At 62.4% G+C, this 1347-nt stretch carries 1 protein-coding gene; it reads right to left on the reverse strand.

Annotation, left to right across the window (positions count from 1 at the left end):
• Positions 1 to 89: 89 nt before the first annotated feature.
• Entirely contained in the window at positions 90 to 1346 is a 1257-nt protein-coding gene (ltrA, locus tag NBW84_RS16855) for a group II intron reverse transcriptase/maturase (RefSeq protein ID WP_250285696.1), read from the reverse strand.
• Position 1347: the final 1 nt, after the last annotated feature.

A 1347-nucleotide genomic window follows, 5' to 3' on the forward strand; every position in this document is an offset into this window, starting at 1 on the left:
GCCGGGTAGCCCGGGGGGATTTCGCCCCCGGGCCCCCACAGAACGCAGCGTAACAGTCTCCCGTTACTGCGCTCGTCCCACCCAGTCCTTCAGAAACTGGTGCACCACGCCCAGTGGGCGAACAGGCGAGGCTGTTTACAAATCAGCCCATTCCACCATCTTTTGGCCTTCTTGAACGACCTGAGACGTTTGAACTTCCGTCGAGCCCATCGCACCAGGTAGGTGTTGATGCGTTGCAGTAAGCGGTACAGCTCGGAGCGGTAGAACTCCCCGTAGTAGTTCACCCAGCCACGAATGACCGGATTCAGCCACGCCGCGAGCGTCGCGATGTCATCGGTCGTGCGCAGGTGGATCCGCCACCGGCGGACCACTCCCCCCATCTTCTTGAGGGCGTCCCGACTCACCGCCGGCTGGAAGCTGGAGAACGTCCGCCCGCCCTTCCCACGGGCGCCTCTCGCCCGGAACGTGTAGCCGAGGAACGAGAACGACGTGTTGCCATACGCCTCACGTCGGTTTTCGTCTTGGCAGTAGACGATCCGGGTCTTGTCGGGGTGCAGGTGCAGCCCGCTCTCCTTCATGCGCTCCGCCAGCTTGACCCGCACGTACCGGGCCTGCTTTTCGGTCACACAGTGCACGACCGCGTCGTCGGCAAACCTCTCGAACGGCAGGGTCGGAAACTCCCGCCCCATCCAGGCGTCAAAGGCATAATGCAAGAACAGGTTGGCCAGCACGGGTGACACCGCGGATCCCTGCGGGGTACCTCGGTCCCGCTCGACCGTCCTGCCATCGGGCCATACCGTCGGGGCTTTCAGCCACCGCCGGACGTAGATCACCACCCATTTTTGCTCAGGGGTGGTGTTCGCCTCCACCGCTTTGACCACAAGGTCGTGATCGACGGAGTCGAAGAACAGGGAAATGTCAAACTCAAGCACCCAGTCCATCCGCCAGCACCGCTCGCGGCACTTTCCGACCGCCATCAACGGCGACCGCCCCGGCCTATACCCATACGAGTCGTTATGAAAGATCGACTCCGTGCGGGGTTGCAGCGTAAGGGCGACCACGGTCTGGGCAACCCGGTCGGCCACGGTGGGTACACCTAAGATCCTCGACCCTTGGCCATGCGGCTTCGGTATCTCCACAGCCCGCACCGGGGGCGGGAAGTAGCTCCCCGAGGACATCCGCACCCAGACCTTGTACAGATTGTTCTCAAGGTCCTTCTCGAAGTCCTCGATGGACTGCCCGTCGACCCCGGCAGCTCCCTTGTTTAGCCGGACCTGCTGATACGCCTCCCACACGGTCCACTTGGAAATCACATACGGTCTCTGTTTCGGACCTGACTTGTTCACT

Origin of the sequence: Protofrankia sp. CiP1_Cm_nod2, assembly GCF_920664355.1 — a bacterium.
Taxonomy (GTDB): domain Bacteria; phylum Actinomycetota; class Actinomycetes; order Frankiales; family Frankiaceae; genus Protofrankia.